At 42.3% G+C, this 18,391-nt stretch carries 15 protein-coding genes; 5 read left to right on the top strand and 10 right to left on the bottom strand.

The genetic code is table 11. From position 1 onward, the window contains the following. Window positions 1-4 precede the first annotated feature (4 nt). The 8 genes from B2727_RS10970 to adeS form a co-directional block, all read right to left on the bottom strand. Window positions 5-793: an ABC transporter permease gene (locus B2727_RS10970; protein ID WP_033134042.1), complete on the bottom strand. Its 789-nt coding sequence runs from the start codon at window positions 791-793 to the stop codon at window positions 5-7. Window positions 794-806: 13 nt separating this feature from the next. Beyond that, complete coding sequence (locus B2727_RS10965) at window positions 807-1,646, bottom strand: ABC transporter permease (RefSeq protein WP_033134043.1); 840 nt, start codon at window positions 1,644-1,646, stop codon at window positions 807-809. A gap of 1 nt (window position 1,647) precedes the next feature. Beyond that, window positions 1,648-2,901, bottom strand: a complete 1,254-nt coding sequence (locus tag B2727_RS10960) for an MFS transporter (RefSeq protein ID WP_033134044.1) — start codon at window positions 2,899-2,901, stop codon at window positions 1,648-1,650. A 77-nt stretch (window positions 2,902-2,978) separates the two neighbouring features. Next, a complete protein-coding gene (locus B2727_RS10955) occupies window positions 2,979-4,046 on the bottom strand; it encodes an ABC transporter substrate-binding protein (protein ID WP_033134045.1) in 1,068 nt (355 codons plus the stop codon). Window positions 4,047-4,070: 24 nt separating this feature from the next. After that, complete coding sequence (locus B2727_RS10950) at window positions 4,071-5,594, bottom strand: hypothetical protein (RefSeq protein ID WP_050511477.1); 1,524 nt, start codon at window positions 5,592-5,594, stop codon at window positions 4,071-4,073. 432 nt (window positions 5,595-6,026) lie between these two features. Then, the gene (locus tag B2727_RS10945; protein ID WP_241345078.1) at window positions 6,027-7,076 is read right to left on the bottom strand and encodes an NADP(H)-dependent aldo-keto reductase; all 1,050 of its coding nucleotides are present in this window, start codon (window positions 7,074-7,076) and stop codon (window positions 6,027-6,029) included. Between the two features lie 89 nt (window positions 7,077-7,165). Beyond that, complete coding sequence (locus B2727_RS10940; protein ID WP_033134047.1) at window positions 7,166-8,521, bottom strand: LLM class flavin-dependent oxidoreductase; 1,356 nt, start codon at window positions 8,519-8,521, stop codon at window positions 7,166-7,168. Between the two features lie 236 nt (window positions 8,522-8,757). Continuing rightward, window positions 8,758-9,828 (bottom strand): two-component sensor histidine kinase AdeS, encoded by a 1,071-nt coding sequence (adeS, locus tag B2727_RS10935; protein WP_033134048.1) that lies wholly within the window; start codon window positions 9,826-9,828, stop codon window positions 8,758-8,760. A gap of 146 nt (window positions 9,829-9,974) precedes the next feature. Between adeS and B2727_RS10930 the strand changes: the two genes are divergently transcribed. Continuing rightward, window positions 9,975-10,241, top strand: a complete 267-nt coding sequence (locus B2727_RS10930) for a transporter suffix domain-containing protein (RefSeq protein WP_033134049.1) — start codon at window positions 9,975-9,977, stop codon at window positions 10,239-10,241. Between the two features lie 29 nt (window positions 10,242-10,270). Here the strand turns inward: B2727_RS10930 and adeR are convergent, their stop codons facing one another. Beyond that, window positions 10,271-10,999, bottom strand: a complete 729-nt coding sequence (adeR, locus tag B2727_RS10925) for an efflux system response regulator transcription factor AdeR (RefSeq protein ID WP_033134050.1) — start codon at window positions 10,997-10,999, stop codon at window positions 10,271-10,273. 143 nt (window positions 11,000-11,142) lie between these two features. On the opposite strand from adeR, the gene B2727_RS10920 reads away from it, so the two are divergent. The 4 genes from B2727_RS10920 (at window position 11,143) to B2727_RS10905 (ending at window position 17,358) form a co-directional block, all read left to right on the top strand. Next, a complete protein-coding gene (locus B2727_RS10920; RefSeq protein ID WP_033134070.1) occupies window positions 11,143-12,288 on the top strand; it encodes an efflux RND transporter periplasmic adaptor subunit in 1,146 nt (381 codons plus the stop codon). Beyond that, complete coding sequence (locus B2727_RS10915) at window positions 12,288-15,398, top strand: efflux RND transporter permease subunit (RefSeq protein WP_033134051.1); 3,111 nt, start codon at window positions 12,288-12,290, stop codon at window positions 15,396-15,398. The genes B2727_RS10920 and B2727_RS10915 overlap by 1 nt, the downstream gene beginning before the upstream one ends. A gap of 79 nt (window positions 15,399-15,477) precedes the next feature. Continuing rightward, entirely contained in the window at window positions 15,478-16,878 is a 1,401-nt protein-coding gene (gene adeC / locus B2727_RS10910) for an AdeC/AdeK/OprM family multidrug efflux complex outer membrane factor (protein ID WP_033134052.1), read from the top strand. An 84-nt stretch (window positions 16,879-16,962) separates the two neighbouring features. Further along, complete coding sequence (locus B2727_RS10905; protein WP_033134053.1) at window positions 16,963-17,358, top strand: acyl-CoA thioesterase; 396 nt, start codon at window positions 16,963-16,965, stop codon at window positions 17,356-17,358. Between the two features lie 45 nt (window positions 17,359-17,403). On the opposite strand, the gene B2727_RS10900 is transcribed toward B2727_RS10905, so the two are convergent. Then, the gene (locus tag B2727_RS10900) at window positions 17,404-18,345 is read right to left on the bottom strand and encodes a Dyp-type peroxidase (protein ID WP_033134054.1); all 942 of its coding nucleotides are present in this window, start codon (window positions 18,343-18,345) and stop codon (window positions 17,404-17,406) included. Between the last annotated feature and the right edge of the window lie 46 nt (window positions 18,346-18,391).

Below are 18,391 nucleotides of genomic sequence, written 5' to 3'. Positions count from 1 at the left end.
TCTCCTAACGTCGCCAAACCAGAATACGACGCTCAGCTATATTGGCTAAGCTATTCCACGCCACACCGATAAAACCAATCACAATTAAACCAAATACAATCAGACCGACATCTAAAGCAGCCCGCCCACGAATCACAATATTGCCTAGTCCAACACCATAGTTAGCCAACAGGAACTCTGCCCCGATGGTCGCCACCCAAGCGAAAATCAAACCGAGTTGTAATCCCAGAAAGATTTGACTGGCTGCCGCAGGTAAAATCAGTTTGCTCAAGGTCTGCCAAGCATTAAATTGATAGACTTTGGCAACTTCGTATTGATGCAATGGAATTTGTCTTACCCCATCGATGGTATGTAAGGCCACTGGATAAAAGACGGAAAGCACAATAAATAAGATTTTTGCGCTATTGCCATAATCTAAAAAGGTGGTGATTAACGGTAACCAAGCAAACAAAGAAATCTGCCGTAATACATTAAAACTAGGTAAAAATAAATAATTGGCCCAGCGTGAGACCCCTACGACAATGCCAAAAATAATGGCTAGAATACTGCCCAAGACAAAACCCGTCAGATCACGGAACAGACTTGCGCCTAAACCTGTCCAAAACTCTTGCTGCTGAAATTGATGAATTGCAATCTGCACCACCTCAAATGGTGCTGGAATGAGTTTAGGATTGACCCAATTCAACTTGGATGCGATCGCCCACAACATAATGAAAGCAATCGGCAGCACCAAACCGTAAACGTTTAAATAACTGAAATTAAATCTTGGTTTTGATGTAGACCTAATAGACATATTCAATCCCTCTTTAAAATGCACTGCGTTGCCAATGGCTAAACCAGCGTTCAACCCAGCCCAAGATATGATCTAAAACAAAACCAACAATCCCGATCACAATGACAGCCATAAAAATAATGTCAGGTTGGATCAGTTGCCGTCCCCACACGATCAGATAGCCAATTCCTTCACTACTGGCTAACAGCTCGACAAAAACCAGAGACAACCACGCTTGCATAATCCCCTGACGTAAGCCACTAACAATATTCGGTAATGCAGAAGGCAAAATGACACGGCGAAATCGCTGCCATGTACTAAAGCGATACACCTGAGAGACTTCTAATAAATGCGGAGGTACATTCAAGACACTTCGATAAGTCGCAACCAGCACAGGTACAAATACCGCCAGTGAAATCGCTGCAATTTTTAGACTTTCATCAATACCTAAAAAAATCATCAGTAATGGAATCCAGCCAATCACTGGAAATTGCGCAATCAGATTAAAAGTGGGATAAATAAACTTGTGTGCGATACGTGATAATCCAATCAGGAAACCTAAGAACAACCCGACGCTCCCCCCGACCAAGACACTCCAAGCAACCCGTTTTAAGCTGATCCATAAATTATCCTGTAACTCATGCGTATCTATGAGCTCCAACGTGGTTTGCCAAACTAAGGCTGGGCTAGGCAAAATTTGTTCAGGTAACCATTGCTTCTGAAAGGCATAATGCCAAACCGCCAATGCAATCGCAGGTAAAACCAAAGCCAATACAATACGAACTGCCCATAGGCCAATTTGCTTGAAATAAGGGGCTAAATTGATTCGCTGCCAAGTGTGTTCATTTTCTAATTGAGTTTCGATACTACTCATTTTATTGACCCTCTATTTCCGAATACATTTCAATCTCTAGCGGCGGTGCTATAAAAACTTGTGTAAGTTGCTGAGAAAAACCGATCAGCCCGCCAAATAAAACCGCTGAAATAAGAAACATCGACTGTAAGCCCCAATAGTGACCCAACCAGCCTCCCACAATACTTCCCAATAACGCACCTGCGGGTCCTGCCATCGCGGTTAATCCTGAAACCTTTGCCATTCCCAAGCGTTCACCCACATTGGCAAACATGGTGAAATTGACGATATGCAGCATCGCGAGACCCAAGCCCAGAATCACAGCACCCACCCAAAGCAGCACGGAAATTTTAGGTATGCCCAGCATCACAGATGCCACCGCAACAAAAGCAAAACCCGTTTGATAAAAGCGTTTTATTCCCCATCGTGTCAGCAAAGCTCCCGTCGTAAATAAGGCTACGACAAACACAGCTCCTTGTAGCGTTACCAAACTGGCAGCAATCGTTTCACTCAAGCCAAAATCCTTGATTGCAATAACAATAATGAAAAAGCCGTAGTACGCCATCACCGCATTGCTCGCCATTTCAATCAAACTGGTGCGGCGTAAAGCCTGATCTTGCTTTAATAAAACCAATTGCTTGGCAATAACAGCAAGGCTAAATGCCTCATCTCGCTCTGCCTGACTAATTCCTGTTGGGCTTACGCCAAAGGCCAAGGGTGTAAACAATATCGGTAAAAGAAAAAGTCCAGCAATCCACCAAAACGCACCTGAGAATCCCACCGCACTTACCAAGCTCACTGCCAGTAAAGGGCCAACCAGAAAGAACCCCATCATATGTGTGCCTCTAAACCATCCCGCCCGAGCAGCACCTATGCTTTTTAAATGCTGCATATAGACTGTATTGAGTGAAACAAACCGCATCGGCATGCATAACCCAACCAAGAAAGTAGCTAAAATCAGATACCAAATAGCTGGATAAAATGGCACCGTGACATACACCAGCGCTGCGAGAAAACTTCCTAATACAAACATTGTCTTAGGCCCATAGCGTTGTACTAAGAGACCAATTGGCAATCCGATCAGCAAAATACCGAGACTCTGTACCGCGGCAATCAACCCCATTTCAAACTCATTCGCAGCTAACTGCACCGCATATAAAGAAGTGACGATTTTCGCAATTCCAATCCCCAAGCCTGCGCACAATGCTAAGCCAATAAAGCCCAATACAAAGTGCCCCTGACCCAGTTCGACCTGAGCAACCGATTCCTGACGCATAGGTCATTCCTAAAATGGTGAACAAATAAACTGGCTAGCCAAAGGCATACACACCCTTGGTCTAACCCAAATCACAATTACTTTTTACGGTTGCCATTTACATCAAATTTTGGCCAGAAGTTTTCTAGTTTGAGCTCTTGAATTGCGCTGTTCAGATACTTCGGTTCAATCCAAGAATCCACATCCACTGGACGGCGAATCAGTTTGTAATCAATCGATTGCTGAACCGATTTCTTTAAAGAATTGACTGCATAATCATCAAAATATGGTGAGTTACGATCTTTCAGCGAGTAATCATCCCAGTCTTTTTTATAGTCTAGATAAGGCACGCCACTTTGCGCCCAGAGTTTATATTGGGTATCACGATTCTTTTCATCGGAGCTCCACACGTTATCTTTAATAAATGTGGTCACCACACGCTGCACAATTTGTGGGTATTTCTTCTCAAAATCCTCACTCACCCATGCCACCAATGGGCCATTCAGATTTGGATCTTTACGTACTTCTAAAATACGCTTTGCCACACCACGTGCTTCTAATGTCCAAGGACTGGTAATCAAACCATCAATATCACCCGTGGAAAGCGAGGTTTGAGCTGAATAAAAGTCCTGACTGATCACACGGAAATCTTTTTCAGTGAAACCATATTTCCGTAATAAACGACCGAGGATTAGCTGTTGATTGGTGCCTTTAAACACAGAAATGGTTTTGCCTTTTAAATCCGCCAGACTTTTCGCACCTGAATCTGATGGCACTGCAAAATACACAGGTCCAAAACGTCCCGTCACAAATAAAAGTTTGGATTTCAAACCCGTTGAACGTCCGACAATCGAAGGTAGATCGCCATGCCCGATACCAAAATCGACCTTTTTATTGGCTAAAGCTTCATTTAGCGCGGGTCCTGCACCTGGAAAAAATGACCATTTCACCTTGATGCCATCTTTGGCAAATTCTTTTTCCAAAATGCCGCGTAGATTGGCACTTGCATAAGCACTTCCTCCGACTTTAGGTTTTCCACCTACACCTGCACCGGGAACCCCCAGTCGGATTTCTGTGGGATTGGTTTCAGCAAAAGCTGAGAAACTGGTGGCAACCAGCAAACCTGCCGCTGCACCAATAAATAAATGTTTCGTCAAAAATTTCATTGTGTCATTACTCATATTGGAAAATTAAAAGGTGTATTGGAATTGCGCTTGTACTTCTGAGAAGTTTTTCTGCGCAGCTGTCTCGTGGTCATAGCTCCAGCGATTCAGCCCTAATTGGAATTTGGTGGTTTGTGCGAAGAAGAAATTTAGCCCCAAGGTATGAATATCGACTTTGCCGAGTCCATGCCCAGCAATGCCGATCACATCTGCGCCTTTATTTGGGTTATAGCTGTCATAGCGATAGAAGCTCTGAATTGATTTCGGCCAGAAGTCATCAAACTTGGCAACGGATTTCACGCTGTTATAAAATTGATCGCCAAAGGTATAAAACAGGGTTGCGGTATGCCCTTCAGACTTTACTTCTGAGCTTGAACCTGTCGCAGTTGCATAATCACTGAGTCCTTTGACATATTCATAAGTCACGCCAAACGGTGCATGGTTATAGTAGATATCGAAGCCCAGACGATCATTGCGACCGTTACCATCGAGAACATTACTGCCTGCGATAACGTTTTTACTGCCTTTGAGATAGGAAGCACCAAATTTCAACTCACGGAACCAACTGGCATAATCAACGGGTAAGGTAAAAGCCACTCGTCCGATATAATCTTTCTTGTCATTGTCATCGACTTTATTGGTGCCATTGCCATTGACCACCCCCAAAGCATATTCAAATAACGGTGCACGATAGTTTGATGAATAATCAACAAATGGTTTTACATCACCACGAACTATCAGACCTGTCTGACGATTGAATAGCCCCAATTGCGCCAATCCTGTTGCAACATTAATGGTCGGTCGTAAATCCTCTGGAGATTGTGGGTCTAAGCCAAAGGGAATCAATTGTTGCCCCAGCGTCACGTTTAAACGTGGGACTTCAGGACCACCATTGGTTGAAGTAAAGTTATAGCGTAAAAAAGCATCAGCCAAATTCAAATCGCTGGCACTGCCTGCTGTACCCGTACGCTTGCCGTAGCTAAAAGACAATTGGTAATCTAAGTTTTTGCCTTCTTTATAATCTCGATATAAATTTCCTCTAACCCCGAATAAAGCCGTAGGGATATCAAACGTATTACGACGAGGTGTAACTGGTGCAGGGTTCCCAGCAGAGGTATCTCGACTTTGTGTTTGTGCCCGAACTTGCACAGTTCCATATAAAGTTGCATCTCGTGTCGACTTCACCGAAGTCCGCTCATATTGGCGTGATTGATCATATTTATAGTTTTCTAAATCACTTCGGAAACCTGCCAGCTCACTTTGAGTCGCAAAACTATGCTCCGTATTTTCTTCCTGAGCCTCTGCCGATGCATCATCTTGGGCTGTAAGTTGCGCTGTCTCACTCAGCTCCGTTGAAGCTTGCTTCTTTTGCTTTAATGCATTGACCTGCTGCTGTAGAGCAGTCAATTGCGCCTGTAATTGCGCTAATGTTGTATCAATATCTTCTGCTGCTTGAGCTGTGCCGCTTCCCAACAGTGTTGCAATGCTCAAAGCAATCGATAAAGAGAGATAATGTTTTTTCACCAATAAAACCCCTAAAACTAAAACCATAAAATTTGAGTAAAAAAATCCTATGTGTGACTGAATAAGCAATCACACCGAAAAAGATTCGAACTAAATGAATTAAAAAATGAGAGAGAAATTAACTTTCCATACAACAACGCAACATCTTCATCCTGTGCTCCTCAGCCTGCATAAAATCAATCTTTGATTTATATACTTTGATCTTTGCAAGCAGCATGCCAATTATTAAGCAATTGTTTTATATTGATATTTATAAAAACACATCCACTTCTCTCTGTTGAAGCACTGTTGATTTTCCAACACCCTGCTTATACCAAAACAGCACATTTCAAGGTTTCTATTTCTTATTTTTTGATATAGAGACTCAGTCGCTTTGTTCTAAAAATAAAAAAAGACAGTTGGATTGACTCAACTGTCCTGAACAAAACCAAAGTTAAATTATAGGAGATTATCTATGCCTTAAGGTGCGGGATTAGGATGGGCTTGATGGATTTGCTCAATTCCCTGAATGACCTCATCAGTTAACTGTAGGTCAATACTTTCAATATTGGTTTTAAGCTGAGTTAAATTGGTCGCCCCAATAATATTACTGGTGACAAAACGGCGACTATTTACATAGGCTAAAGCCAATTGGGCAGGATCTAAATCATATTGTTTGGCCAATGCTACATAACGACGAATTGCATCTTCAGAGGCTTGCCCTTTATAACGGGCAAAGCGTTCCCATAAGGTTAAACGTGCGCCTGCTGGTTGTGCACCATCTAAGTATTTTCCTGTCAAAGCACCAAAAGCCAAAGGTGAGTAAGCCAGTAATCCGACCTGTTCTCGTATGGCGATTTCGGCATTGCCAATTTCAAAACTACGGTTCAATAAGTTATATGGATTTTGGATGGAAACAACCCGCGCTAAGTCCAATGTTTCGGAATACTTTAAAAACTGACTCACGCCCCAGGGTGTTTCATTGGATAAGCCAATATGTCGGATCTTGCCTGCTCGAATCAAATCGGACAAAACTGTCAAGGTTTCTACAATTGGAACCGTTTCTTCATTTTCAACATGCGTATAGCCCAATTCACCAAAATGATTGGTACTGCGATCAGGCCAATGAAGCTGATATAGATCAACATAATCCGTCTGTAAACGTTTCAGGCTATCATGTAGCGCAGTTTCAATATTGGCTCGATCCAACTTGGTTTGACCCGAACGAAAATACGAGGCTTGGGTTAATTTCCCTGAACGGCCTACCACTTTGGTTGCAATCAATACTTGGTCTCGTTTCTGTGACTGCTTTAACCATGTCCCAATATATTGTTCAGTTAAGCCTTGTGTCTCGGGTTTCGGTGGTACGGGATACATTTCAGCCGTATCAATCAGATTTACGCCGCGCTCCACTGCATAATCCAACTGCTCATGCGCTTCGGATTCAGAATTCTGCTCGCCCCAAGTCATGGTGCCGAGGGCGATGACACTAACATCAATATCAGTTTGACCTAATTTTCTATATTGCATTTTTCACTCAATTCAATTGTGATAACACAAGAGTGACGCTTAAAAGTCACTCTTGTTACTTTGATTCATGATTTAGTTTTAACATGATTTTAACTGGCTTTGTTTTTTTCAGCTTGTCGGGCAAGGACATATTGATTTTCTGGACGTGCCAAGCCTAGGTTTTCACGTAAGGTCGTTCCTTCATATTCAGTACGGAACAGTCCACGGCGTTGTAGCTCAGGCACAATCAATTCAACAAAATCATTTAACCCAGCAGGTGTACTTGGTGGCAAAATATTAAAACCATCCGCGGCTTCATTTTCAAACCATTGTTGTAATTGATCGACGATCTGCTCAGGTGTACCAATCAATTGCCAATGTCCTCGTGCACCCGCCACCCATTCATACAGCTGACGGATACTGAAATTGTTTTTCTTGGCAATATCTGCAATTAGAGCAGGACGACTCACCATGCCTTGGCCTTCACCCAATTCTGGGAATGGACCATCCAAATCATAGCCTGAAAAATCAAAGCCGCCACTTAACCCACTCAACAAGGCAAGCCCTGCTTCTGGGTGAATCAGGTCTGTAAGCTGTTGGTATTTGGCACGCGCTTCTTCTTCAGTACGACCCACAAACGCAGAAACGCCCGGTAAAATTAAAAGCTCATCGGCTGAACGCCCATATTTGGCCAAACGACTTTTTACATCACGATAAAACTCTTGCGCATCTTCCAGCTTTTGATTGGCCGTGAAAATAACTTCGGCATACCGAGCTGCTAGATCACGTCCCGGCCCTGACTGCCCCGCTTGTACAATCACAGGATAACCTTGTGGTGTACGCGGCACATTCAAAGCACCTTTTACCGCATAGTATTTGCCTTTGTGGTTCGGGTTATGCACTTTCTCAGGGTCATAAAACACACCTGATGCCTTGTCATGAATAAAGGCATCATCTTCCCAGCTGTCCCAAAGTTTTTTAATCAGATCAACATATTCCTGTGCGCGCTCATAACGCTCTGCATGTGGAATTTGTTGTTCATAACCGAAGTTAGCCGCGGCAGCTTCCGAAGCAGAGGTCACTACATTCCATCCTGCTCGACCATGGCTGAGATGGTCCAAAGAAGCAAATTTACGCGCCAATAAATACGGTTCTTCATAGGTGGTTGATGCAGTTGCAATAAAACCAATATGTTTGGTCACCGTTGATAAAGCTGCGAACAAGGTGACAGGTTCAAAGCCCGCTACCTTATCGCTATAGCCTGTTTTCTCAGCTTGTCCGAAATTAACGGCGAGACCATCTGCCAAGAAATAGGCATCAAATAAGCCTTTTTCAGCAAGTTGTACCTGCTCTTTAATAAAATCAAAATCCACTGCTTTGGTCGGTTGCGATTCAGGATGTCGCCATGCAGCGACATGTTGTCCAGTAGCTGGAATAAATGCACCTAATCGAATTTTTCTACTCATGTTTTGCTCCAAATTTGTTGTTAAACACAATTTATCTTTCACTGTGGTTAATACAAATTGAATGCCATGTTTTTTATTTATAAATATCAATCAATTAAAAATTATTAATTTTATCAATGTTTCAGCAACAGCACGATTCTGTTGAGGAGGTGGTGCTAAATCAACACCTCTTCTTTTATTCATAGCAGATCTTTATGAGCATAGTCGAACGCTAACAATCACCTAAATCACTTAGATTAAACGTGAACAGGCAGATGGATCGTAAATACACTATTGTGATTCGGGTTGCTATATTCGATTGCACCTTTATGTGCAATGACAATCGCATGTACAACAGCTAAACCTAAGCCAGTCCCACCAAATTCTTTATTTCTAGACTGTTCCAATCTAAAGAAAGGATTGAATAAATCCTGTTGATAATCCTGCGCAATACCTGGTCCTTCATCCTCGATTTGTAAGATCCATTCATCCGAGACTTGCTTTGAGGAAATTTTTAATGTGCCTGCATTGGCATAGCGAATTGCATTTTCAATCAAGGCAATCAGAACCTGCTCGATACGCCGACGATCACAATTTATAAATGTGGCGCTGACCTCCAATACAGGAATAAGTTGCGCTTTTGCCAAGCGATCTTCGAACAGTTTTAAAACTTTCTCCGCATGCAATTTAAAATCAATCTTTTCATAATTTAATCTCAGCTGCTGATTTTCCACCAAACTGAGTGTCCGCAGGTCTTCAACCAAATGTGATAATCCCTCCACCTGATTGAGCAAGCTTTTAAACAATGCTTCATCAGGTTGAAACACCCCATCTAAAACGCCTTGTAAGCGGCCTTGCAAAATCGTGATTGGTGTTCTCAATTCATGTGCAATTGCGGCATTCCAGACCTGTGCATTTTCAACCGAGCTTTCTAGTTGCTGCGCCATATGATTAAAATTCTGCATCAACTCAGCTATTTCAGTGGAATGAATTTGACTATCATCTGCCCGTGCGGAAAGATCACCCTGACTGATTTTCTTTGCTGCATCTGCCAAGAAATTAATCGGCTTAATAAACCGCTGGGCCAAATGCATCCCGATAATGATCGAAATGACACCCCCACAAAAAATCACTGTAGATAGCCAAATCCAGTCTACAAAATGAAATTCGGTCCAATCTTCCTGCAAGGAACTTAAAGTGATCCAGCCCACATCAATGGCATAGTTATAAATAAAATAGCCAAGCAAAATAGAAAACAGCGTCACGCTTAAGTTCACGATACTTAATGCGATAAACAACTGTTTACTAATACCTGACTTATTCTTCATTGGATTTGTCCAATCAATTAACCTAAATTTTTCACATGATACGCTGATTTTTTTAGTGATTTACACACTTTTCCACACATTCAAGATCATTGCTCCTCGAACCTTTCCAAAAATAGCAGCATCAAAATTTTATTGATGTGACCAAAATGCAAAAACCAAAACTCAATCTACGCAAGAAAATAGGCTTCGTGCTTTTGGCCATAGTCATCGCTTACTGGCTTGCCTTTCCTATCGTTCCATTCTTAGACATCCCGCATAAAGCATTGATCATGACAGCAATGGCGATTGGGGGTGAAATTCTACTGTTAATCGTGATTGCCTTATTGGGTAAAGAATATTGGGCAAAAATCAAAAATGGATTTAAACGCTTGTTTACATCCTTTAAGTCACAGAAGAGAAAATCTGATCACTAGAATTAAAGCCATCAACATTCAAAACACGCTCATTCCACAGGATGATCGAGGCGATAACCGACCCCACGCACGTTAATCAACATCTGTTGCAAACCGTGTTCTTCCAGTTTTTTCCTGAGCTTACTGACATGACTATCAACGGTGCGCTCTAAAGCGTCACTATCTGGTAGGCAATGATTCAGCAGTTCACTTCGGGTAAATACTTTATGAGGATGATCAATCATTTGTAGCAAGATTTTATATTCAGTCAGGGTTAAATTCAGCATCACCTTCTTATGCTGCTGATGAATATAGACACTATGAATATCGGTATTAATTTCAATATTTTTATAACTTGGATTTTTATTGGGTACCTGCTGGCTTTGCTGAGCGCGTCGCAGCACCGCTTGAACACGCGCCACCACCTCATTCGGATTGAATGGTTTGACGACAAAATCATCGGCACCGATCCGTAATGCCATGACTTTATCAATTTCCTGATCCAATGCGGTGAGCATAATCACAGGGGTTTGCGCCTTTTGACGAATTTTGCTTAATACTTCCCAGCCATTCAGTTCAGGTAATTTAATATCCAAGACAATCAGATCGATTGTTTGTGCGGCATGGATTTCAATCGCCTGTTTACCATTCATTGCCCGAATCACGCGCATCCCTTCACGCTTAAGATAGTGCTCAATAATGTCCCCAATATCATACTCATCCTCTACGACAAGAATAAGTTTGTCATGGCAATCGAAAGAAAAAGAGTGCTCAAACATAAGGATTTAGATCAATAAAACAATCGATTCATCATACGATGATTTATCTGTTGATCTCCACACTTTTTCCACACTTCAGCGATGATCGTTACACAAAGTTCGAAAATAATGCCAGCATCAAAAACTCCCAAGGTTTGGACAGAATGCAAAAGCATCTATTACTTCCATTATTTTTATCTATCGGACTTGTTCTACAAGGCTGTGGTTCTGAGGAGGCAAAGCCAGCAGAAACACCCCCTGCCAAAGTGAGCGTTTTAAATATTCAGCCGCAATCGGTGAACTTTAGCGAAAACTTGCCAGCACGGGTACAGGCTTTCCGAACTGCTGAAATTCGCCCACAAGTCGGTGGCATTATTGAAAAAGTGCTATTTAAACAAGGCAGTGAAGTTAAAGCAGGTCAAGCACTTTATAAAATTAACGCGGAAACTTTTCAGGCTGATGTGAATAGTAACCAAGCCTCTCTCAATAAGGCCGAAGCTGAAGTGGTCCGTTTAAAAGTTCAATTAGAACGCTATGAACAATTACTGCCAAGCAATGCCATCAGTAAACAAGAAGTCAGTAATGCGCAAGCCGAATATCGTCAAGCTTTGGCTGATGTTGCGCAAATGAAGGCCCTGCTTACGCGTCAAAACTTGAATTTGCAATACGCCACGGTACGCGCACCAATTTCAGGTCGGATCGGACAGTCTTTTGTCACTGAAGGTGCATTGGTCAGCCAAGGTGATGCCAATACTATGGCAACGGTACAGCAGATCGATAAAGTCTATGTTGATGTAAAACAGTCGATTAGTGAATACGAACGTTTGCAAGCTGCGCTACAAAGTGGTGAGTTGTCTGCCAATAATGAAAAAACTGTACGTATTTCTAATAGCCATGGTCAAGCGTATAACGTCACTGCCAAAATGCTATTTGAGGACATTAATGTTGACCCTGAAACAGGTGATGTCACCATCCGTATCGAAGTTCAGAATCCTGAACGAAAACTCCTCCCAGGCATGTATGTCCGCGTCAATATCGACCGCGCTTCAGTGCCTCAAGCTTTGCTTGTCCCAGCTCAAGCAATTCAACGCAATATCAATGGCGACCCGCAAGTCTATGTGATCAATGCCAAAGGTTCCGCAGATATTCGCCCGATTGAACTGGGACAACAATATGATCAGTTCTACATCGCCAATAAAGGCCTTAAAACAGGCGATAAAATCGTTGTAGAAGGTGTTGATCGTATTCAGCCGAATCAAAAACTTGAAATAAGCATGTGGAAAGTACCTGCAACACAAGGAGCTCAATGATGATGTCACAATTCTTCATTCGCCGCCCTGTCTTCGCATGGGTGATTGCGATTTTCATTATTTTATTTGGGGTACTCAGTATTCCGAAATTGCCGATTGCCCGCTTTCCAAGTGTTGCACCACCACAAGTCAATATTAGTGCGACTTATCCAGGTGCTACACCCAAGACCATTAATGACAGTGTAGTTACCTTGATTGAGCGTGAAATGTCAGGGGTGAAAAATCTACTGTACTATAGCTCAACTACTGATACCTCAGGTACTGCAGAGATTTCTGCGACCTTTAAACCGGGTACAGATGTGGATATGGCACAGGTTGATGTACAAAACAAAATCAAAGCCATTGAAGCACGTTTACCGCAAGTAGTTCGTCAACAAGGCTTGCAGGTTGAGGCATCGTCATCGGGATTCTTGATGTTGGTCGGAATCAACTCACCCAATGGACAGTATTCCGAAGTTGATCTGAGTGATTATTTGGTCCGTAACGTGGTCGAAGAACTGAAACGTGTTGAAGGTGTTGGTAAAGTTCAATCCTTCGGTGCTGAAAAAGCCATGCGTATTTGGGTTGATCCCAATAAACTGGTGTCTTATGGTTTATCAATTAGTGACGTTAATAATGCTATCCGTGAAAATAACGTCGAGATCGCACCAGGACGATTAGGTGATCTCCCTGCAGCAAAGGGTCAATTGATTACTGTCCCACTATCGGCACAAGGTCAATTAGGCGATGTTGAACAATTTAAAAATATCAGCCTAAAAAGTAAAACCAGCGGCAGCGTGATTAAACTTTCTGATGTGGCTGAAGTTGAAATGGGTTCACAGGCCTATAACTTTGCGATTTTAGAAGATGGCAAACCTGCAACGGCTGCTGCGATTCAGCTCAGTCCTGGTGCAAATGCTGTCAAAACAGCGGAAGGTGTAAGAGCAAAAATTGAGGAATTAAAACTCAACTTACCTGAAGGCATGCACTTCAGTATTCCTTATGACACCGCACCTTTTGTCAAAATTTCGATTGAAAAAGTGATTCATACCTTACTTGAAGCCATGGTACTGGTTTTCATTGTCATGTATTTATTCTTGCATAATGTTCGTTATACCTTAATTCCAGCGATTGTTGCACCGATTGCGCTACTCGGTACATTTGCGGTGATGCTACTAGCAGGTTTCTCGATTAACGTACTGACCATGTTTGGTATGGTACTTGCGATTGGTATCATCGTCGATGATGCGATTGTGGTGGTCGAAAACGTTGAACGAATTATGGCGACTGAAGGGCTTCCTCCAAAAGAAGCAACTTCCAAGGCTATGAAGGAAATTACCAGTCCGATTATTGGGATTACCTTAGTCTTGGCAGCGGTGTTCCTACCGATGGCCTTTGCCAGTGGTTCGGTCGGTATTATTTATCAACAATTTACCTTAACCATGTCAGTCTCAATTCTGTTCTCAGCATTATTGGCATTAATCTTAACGCCTGCATTGTGTGCCACGATTCTTAAACCAATTGATGGCCATCATCAGAAGAAAGGCTTTTTTGCATGGTTTGATCGCAGCTTCGACAAAGTCACTAAAAAGTATGAATTGATCCTGCTTAAAGTGATTAAACATACTATTCCAATGATGGTGATCTTTGTAGTGATTACAGGCCTTACCTTTGCAGGTATGAAGTATTGGCCTACAGCATTTATGCCAGAAGAAGACCAAGGCTGGTTCCTGACGTCGTTCCAATTGCCATCGGACGCCACTGCTGAAAGAACGCGAGGTGTGGTCAATGAATTTGAAAGCAGTCTAAAAGACAATCCAAATGTTAAAAGTAACACGACCATCATGGGTTGGGGCTTTAGTGGTGCAGGTCAAAACGTGGCTGTGGCTTTTACCACATTAACCGACTTTAAAGACCGTACTTCGACAGCAACTGAAATGACCAATGCGGTTAATGCCACGATGGCACATAGTAAAGAAGGTGCAACAATGGCGGTACTACCTCCTGCCATTGATGAACTTGGGACTTTTTCAGGCTTTAGCTTACGCTTGCAAGACCGTGCCAACTTGGGCATGCCTGTACTTTTAGCTGCACAAGACCAGCTCATGGAAATGGCTGCCAAGAACAAAAAGTTCTATATGGTCTGGAATGAAGGCTTACCGCAAGGCGACAATATTTCTTTAAAAATTGACCGTGCAAAATTGAATGTTCTGGGTGTGAAGTTCTCTGATGTTTCCGACATTATTTCAACTTCAATGGGTTCGATGTATATCAACGATTTCCCAAATCAGGGACGTATGCAACAAGTGATCGTTCAGGTCGATGCCAAATCACGTATGCAACTCAAAGATATTTTGAATCTGAAAGTGATGGGTTCAAATGGGCAGTTGGTTTCTCTGTCTGAAGTGGTGACACCGCAATGGAATAAAGCACCCCAGCAATATAACCGCTATAACGGTCGCCCATCGTTAAGTATTGCAGGTATCCCGAATTTTGATACCTCATCAGGCGATGCTATGCGTGAAATGGAGCACCTGATTGCCAAATTGCCAAAAGGCATTGGTTATGAATGGACAGGTATTTCCTTGCAGGAAAAACAATCTGAATCTCAGATGGCATTCCTGCTGGCCCTTTCTATGCTAGTGGTATTCCTCGTACTCGCTGCACTTTATGAAAGTTGGGCAATTCCGCTTTCAGTGATGCTGGTGGTCCCATTGGGTATTTTTGGCGCTGTGGTTGCGATTATGTCTCGTGGCTTAATGAATGATGTGTTCTTTAAAATTGGTCTGATTACCATTATTGGTTTATCTGCAAAGAACGCGATTTTGATTGTTGAATTTGCCAAGATGCTGAAAGAAGAAGGCATGAGTTTAGTCGAGGCCACCGTTGCCGCAGCCAAACTTCGTTTACGCCCGATTCTGATGACCTCCTTAGCCTTTACTTGTGGTGTCATTCCATTGGTCATCGCCTCAGGGGCAAGTTCAGAAACACAGCATGCCTTAGGTACAGGTGTATTTGGCGGCATGATTTCAGCGACGATTCTGGCAATTTTCTTTGTCCCAGTGTTCTTTATTTTCATTCTGGGTGCAGTTGAAAAGCTGTTTTCATCGAAACAAAAAAATCCATCTTAAATGACATAGAGCAGAGGGAATCAATGGGTTTCCTCTGACTCCTCCTCAGTATTTATCCTCATCTTATTTGGAGAAGACCATGTCTAAAGCGACTGTCTTATCTCGTGGCCTGCTTGTCTCTACACTTTCGATTGCCTTAACCGCATGTATGAATCTGCAGGCACCAAAACCTGCGATCAAATCGGATATTCCACAAAATTTTGCCCTCGCAAACACAGGCAACTCAATTGCAACTCAGGGCTATAAACAGTTCTTTGCCGACACACGCCTATTACAAGTGATTGAAATCAGCTTAAATAACAACCGTGATTTACGTACTGCAACACTCAATATTCAGCGTGCACAACAGCAATATCAGATCAGTAAAAATGACCAGTTACCTACTATTGGAGCAAATGGCAGTGCTGTTCGACAGGTGAATCCATCTGCGAACCCAAACAATCCTTATTCAACTTTTCAAGTTGGACTAGGAATGACGGCTTATGAACTGGATTTTTGGGGCCGAGTCAAAAGCTTAAAAGATGTGGCCTTAAATAATTACTTTGCAACCCAGAGTGCAAGAGAAGCCTCACAGATCAGTTTAGTCGGCCAAGTCTCACAAGCTTGGTTAGATTATGCCTATGCAAAAGCCAATTTAAATCTGGCTGAGCAGACCTTAAAAGCACAGCTCGATTCCTATCATCTGAATAAAAAACGTTTTGATGTCGGAATTGATAGCGAGGTTCCGCTGCGTCAAGCACAGATATCGGTTGAAACTGCAAGAAATGATGTTGCCGCCTATAAGACTCAAGTGGCACAAGCACAAAACTTACTGGATCTATTGGCTGGTCAATCGGTTCCTCAAAATCTCCTGCCGAATCAAGCCGTAAAAACGATTAGTGTTGAACGCAGCTTGGCAACGGGCTTAAGTAGTGATTTACTGAATAACCGCCCAGATCTGAAAGCTGCTGAATATCAATTACGTGCTGCTGGAGCCAATATTGGTGCAGCCAAAGCACGTATGTTCCCTACGATTAGCCTGACAGGTCCAGTTGGCTATGCATCGACAGATCTTAAAGATTTATTTAAATCAGGTGGTTTTTCTTGGTCAATTGGGCCAAGTATCGACCTGCCTATTTTCGATTGGGGGACGCGTAAAGCCAATATTAAAATTTCAGAAACTGAACAACAAATTGCACTGGCAGATTATGAAAAAGCCATTCAATCCGCTTTTCGTGAGGTCAATGATGCGTTGGCTGCACATGCCCATATTGACGAGCGTTTAGCAGCACAACGTCGTTTGGTCTCTGCCACTGAGACCACTTATAAATTATCTACGGCTCGATTTAGAGCGGGGATTGATAGTTATCTGACCGTGTTGGATGCACAACGTTCTGCTTATGCAGCACAACAAGGCTTACTGATGCTTGAACAAAGCAAGTTGAATAATCAGATTGAATTGTATAAAGCTTTAGGTGGTGGGCTATCTCAGCATTCATAAACGCTTAAGTCTGTTATTGGGGCTGATTTTTACATATTCAGCCCTTATAGTATTGAGCTTTAAATGAAAAATAACAGTTGATCTATGTTTACACTTTCGATTACACCCAGATTCTATGAAACTGATGCTTTTGGACATATCAACAATACTGTCATTACAGGCTGGTTTGAAACTGCACGTGAACCTGTTTTTCGCTTATTCAACCCAAGTATGGAAATCAAAAATCTGCCTTTGATTCTCGCTCGGGTGGAAGTCGATTTTGTTGCACAAATCTATTACGGCGCTGATATCGAGGTCAAAACATGGATTGAGCATATCGGCAATTCTTCTTTTATTGTGGCGCATGAAGCTTGGCAAAATGAGCACTGTGTTGCACGTGGCAAAGCGGTTCAAGTGTATTTCGATTTCAGCACGCAAAAATCAGGTCGTATCCCAGATCAGTTCCGTGTCCTATTACAGCAATATCTGATTTCCCCATAAACAATTTCCCGCTGAAATAAACGCATTCATTTCAGCGGATCATCCTTACTCGCCTAAATCTTCGAGAAAATCAAAGGTTGGTACAAAAAATAAGCTGCCCGAAACTGCGGTACTAAAATCAAGTAAACGATCGACATGTCCAGTTTCTTTACCCAAGAACATATTCTCAAGCATAGTTTTGGTGATATTAAAAGAACGTGAATAGCCAATAAAGAAGGTGCCATACTCCCCTTCTGTTGGATTGGAAAATGGCATATTGGCTCTTAAAATTTTAAGTTCGTTCCCGTCCGCATCATGTGCCTTACTTGCGACATTATGTGCACTTTGCGGTTTAACGTCATCGCCCAGCTCGACATCATCATATTTCTTTCGACCAATCACTTTTTCCTGTTCTTCTGTAGTTAAGCCCTTCCACATTTCCATATTATGTAAATACTTTTGAATAAATACATAACTGCCACCTAAGAACTCAGCATCTTCTGAACCGACATAGGCAATTTCTTTGGCAATTTCATGCTCAGGATTCTCTGTACCATCCACAAAACCAAGAATGGCACGACCATCAAAGTAACGAAAGCCTTTGGTCTCGCTAATTGGATAGGTATCCTCTTTGAGTTGCTCATGCAAAATCGAGGCAAGTTCATAGCAGATCGCCATTTGATTGGCGCGAATATGAAAAAACAAATCCCCAGCTGTTGCAACGGCGGTATATTTTGGCCCTTTGATTTCCTGAAATGGCGCAAGCTCTTTCGGTTTATTTAACTCAGGAAACAGTAAGTCCCAGGCATTCGAACCAATCCCTACAGAGGCACTAAAATTACTATTCGGAAAACGATTGGTCAGACTGCGTACCAATGCGGAAAAATTCGCAAGAAAATCAATTACCCCTGAATGATCAGGATTGCTATTGATTCCAAGCACAATAAATAATGCATTCTCACCTGAAAGATTATTGATTACAGGCTGAGGTCTTAAAGGTGTATTCATAATATTTTAGAATAAAAAACTTAATGCTCATATCCTACACAAATCA

It is taken from the genome of Acinetobacter sp. UBA991, from assembly GCF_002292065.1.
GTDB classification, from domain to species: domain Bacteria; phylum Pseudomonadota; class Gammaproteobacteria; order Pseudomonadales; family Moraxellaceae; genus Acinetobacter; species Acinetobacter higginsii.
This window is presented reverse-complemented; position numbering and strand designations above follow the sequence as displayed.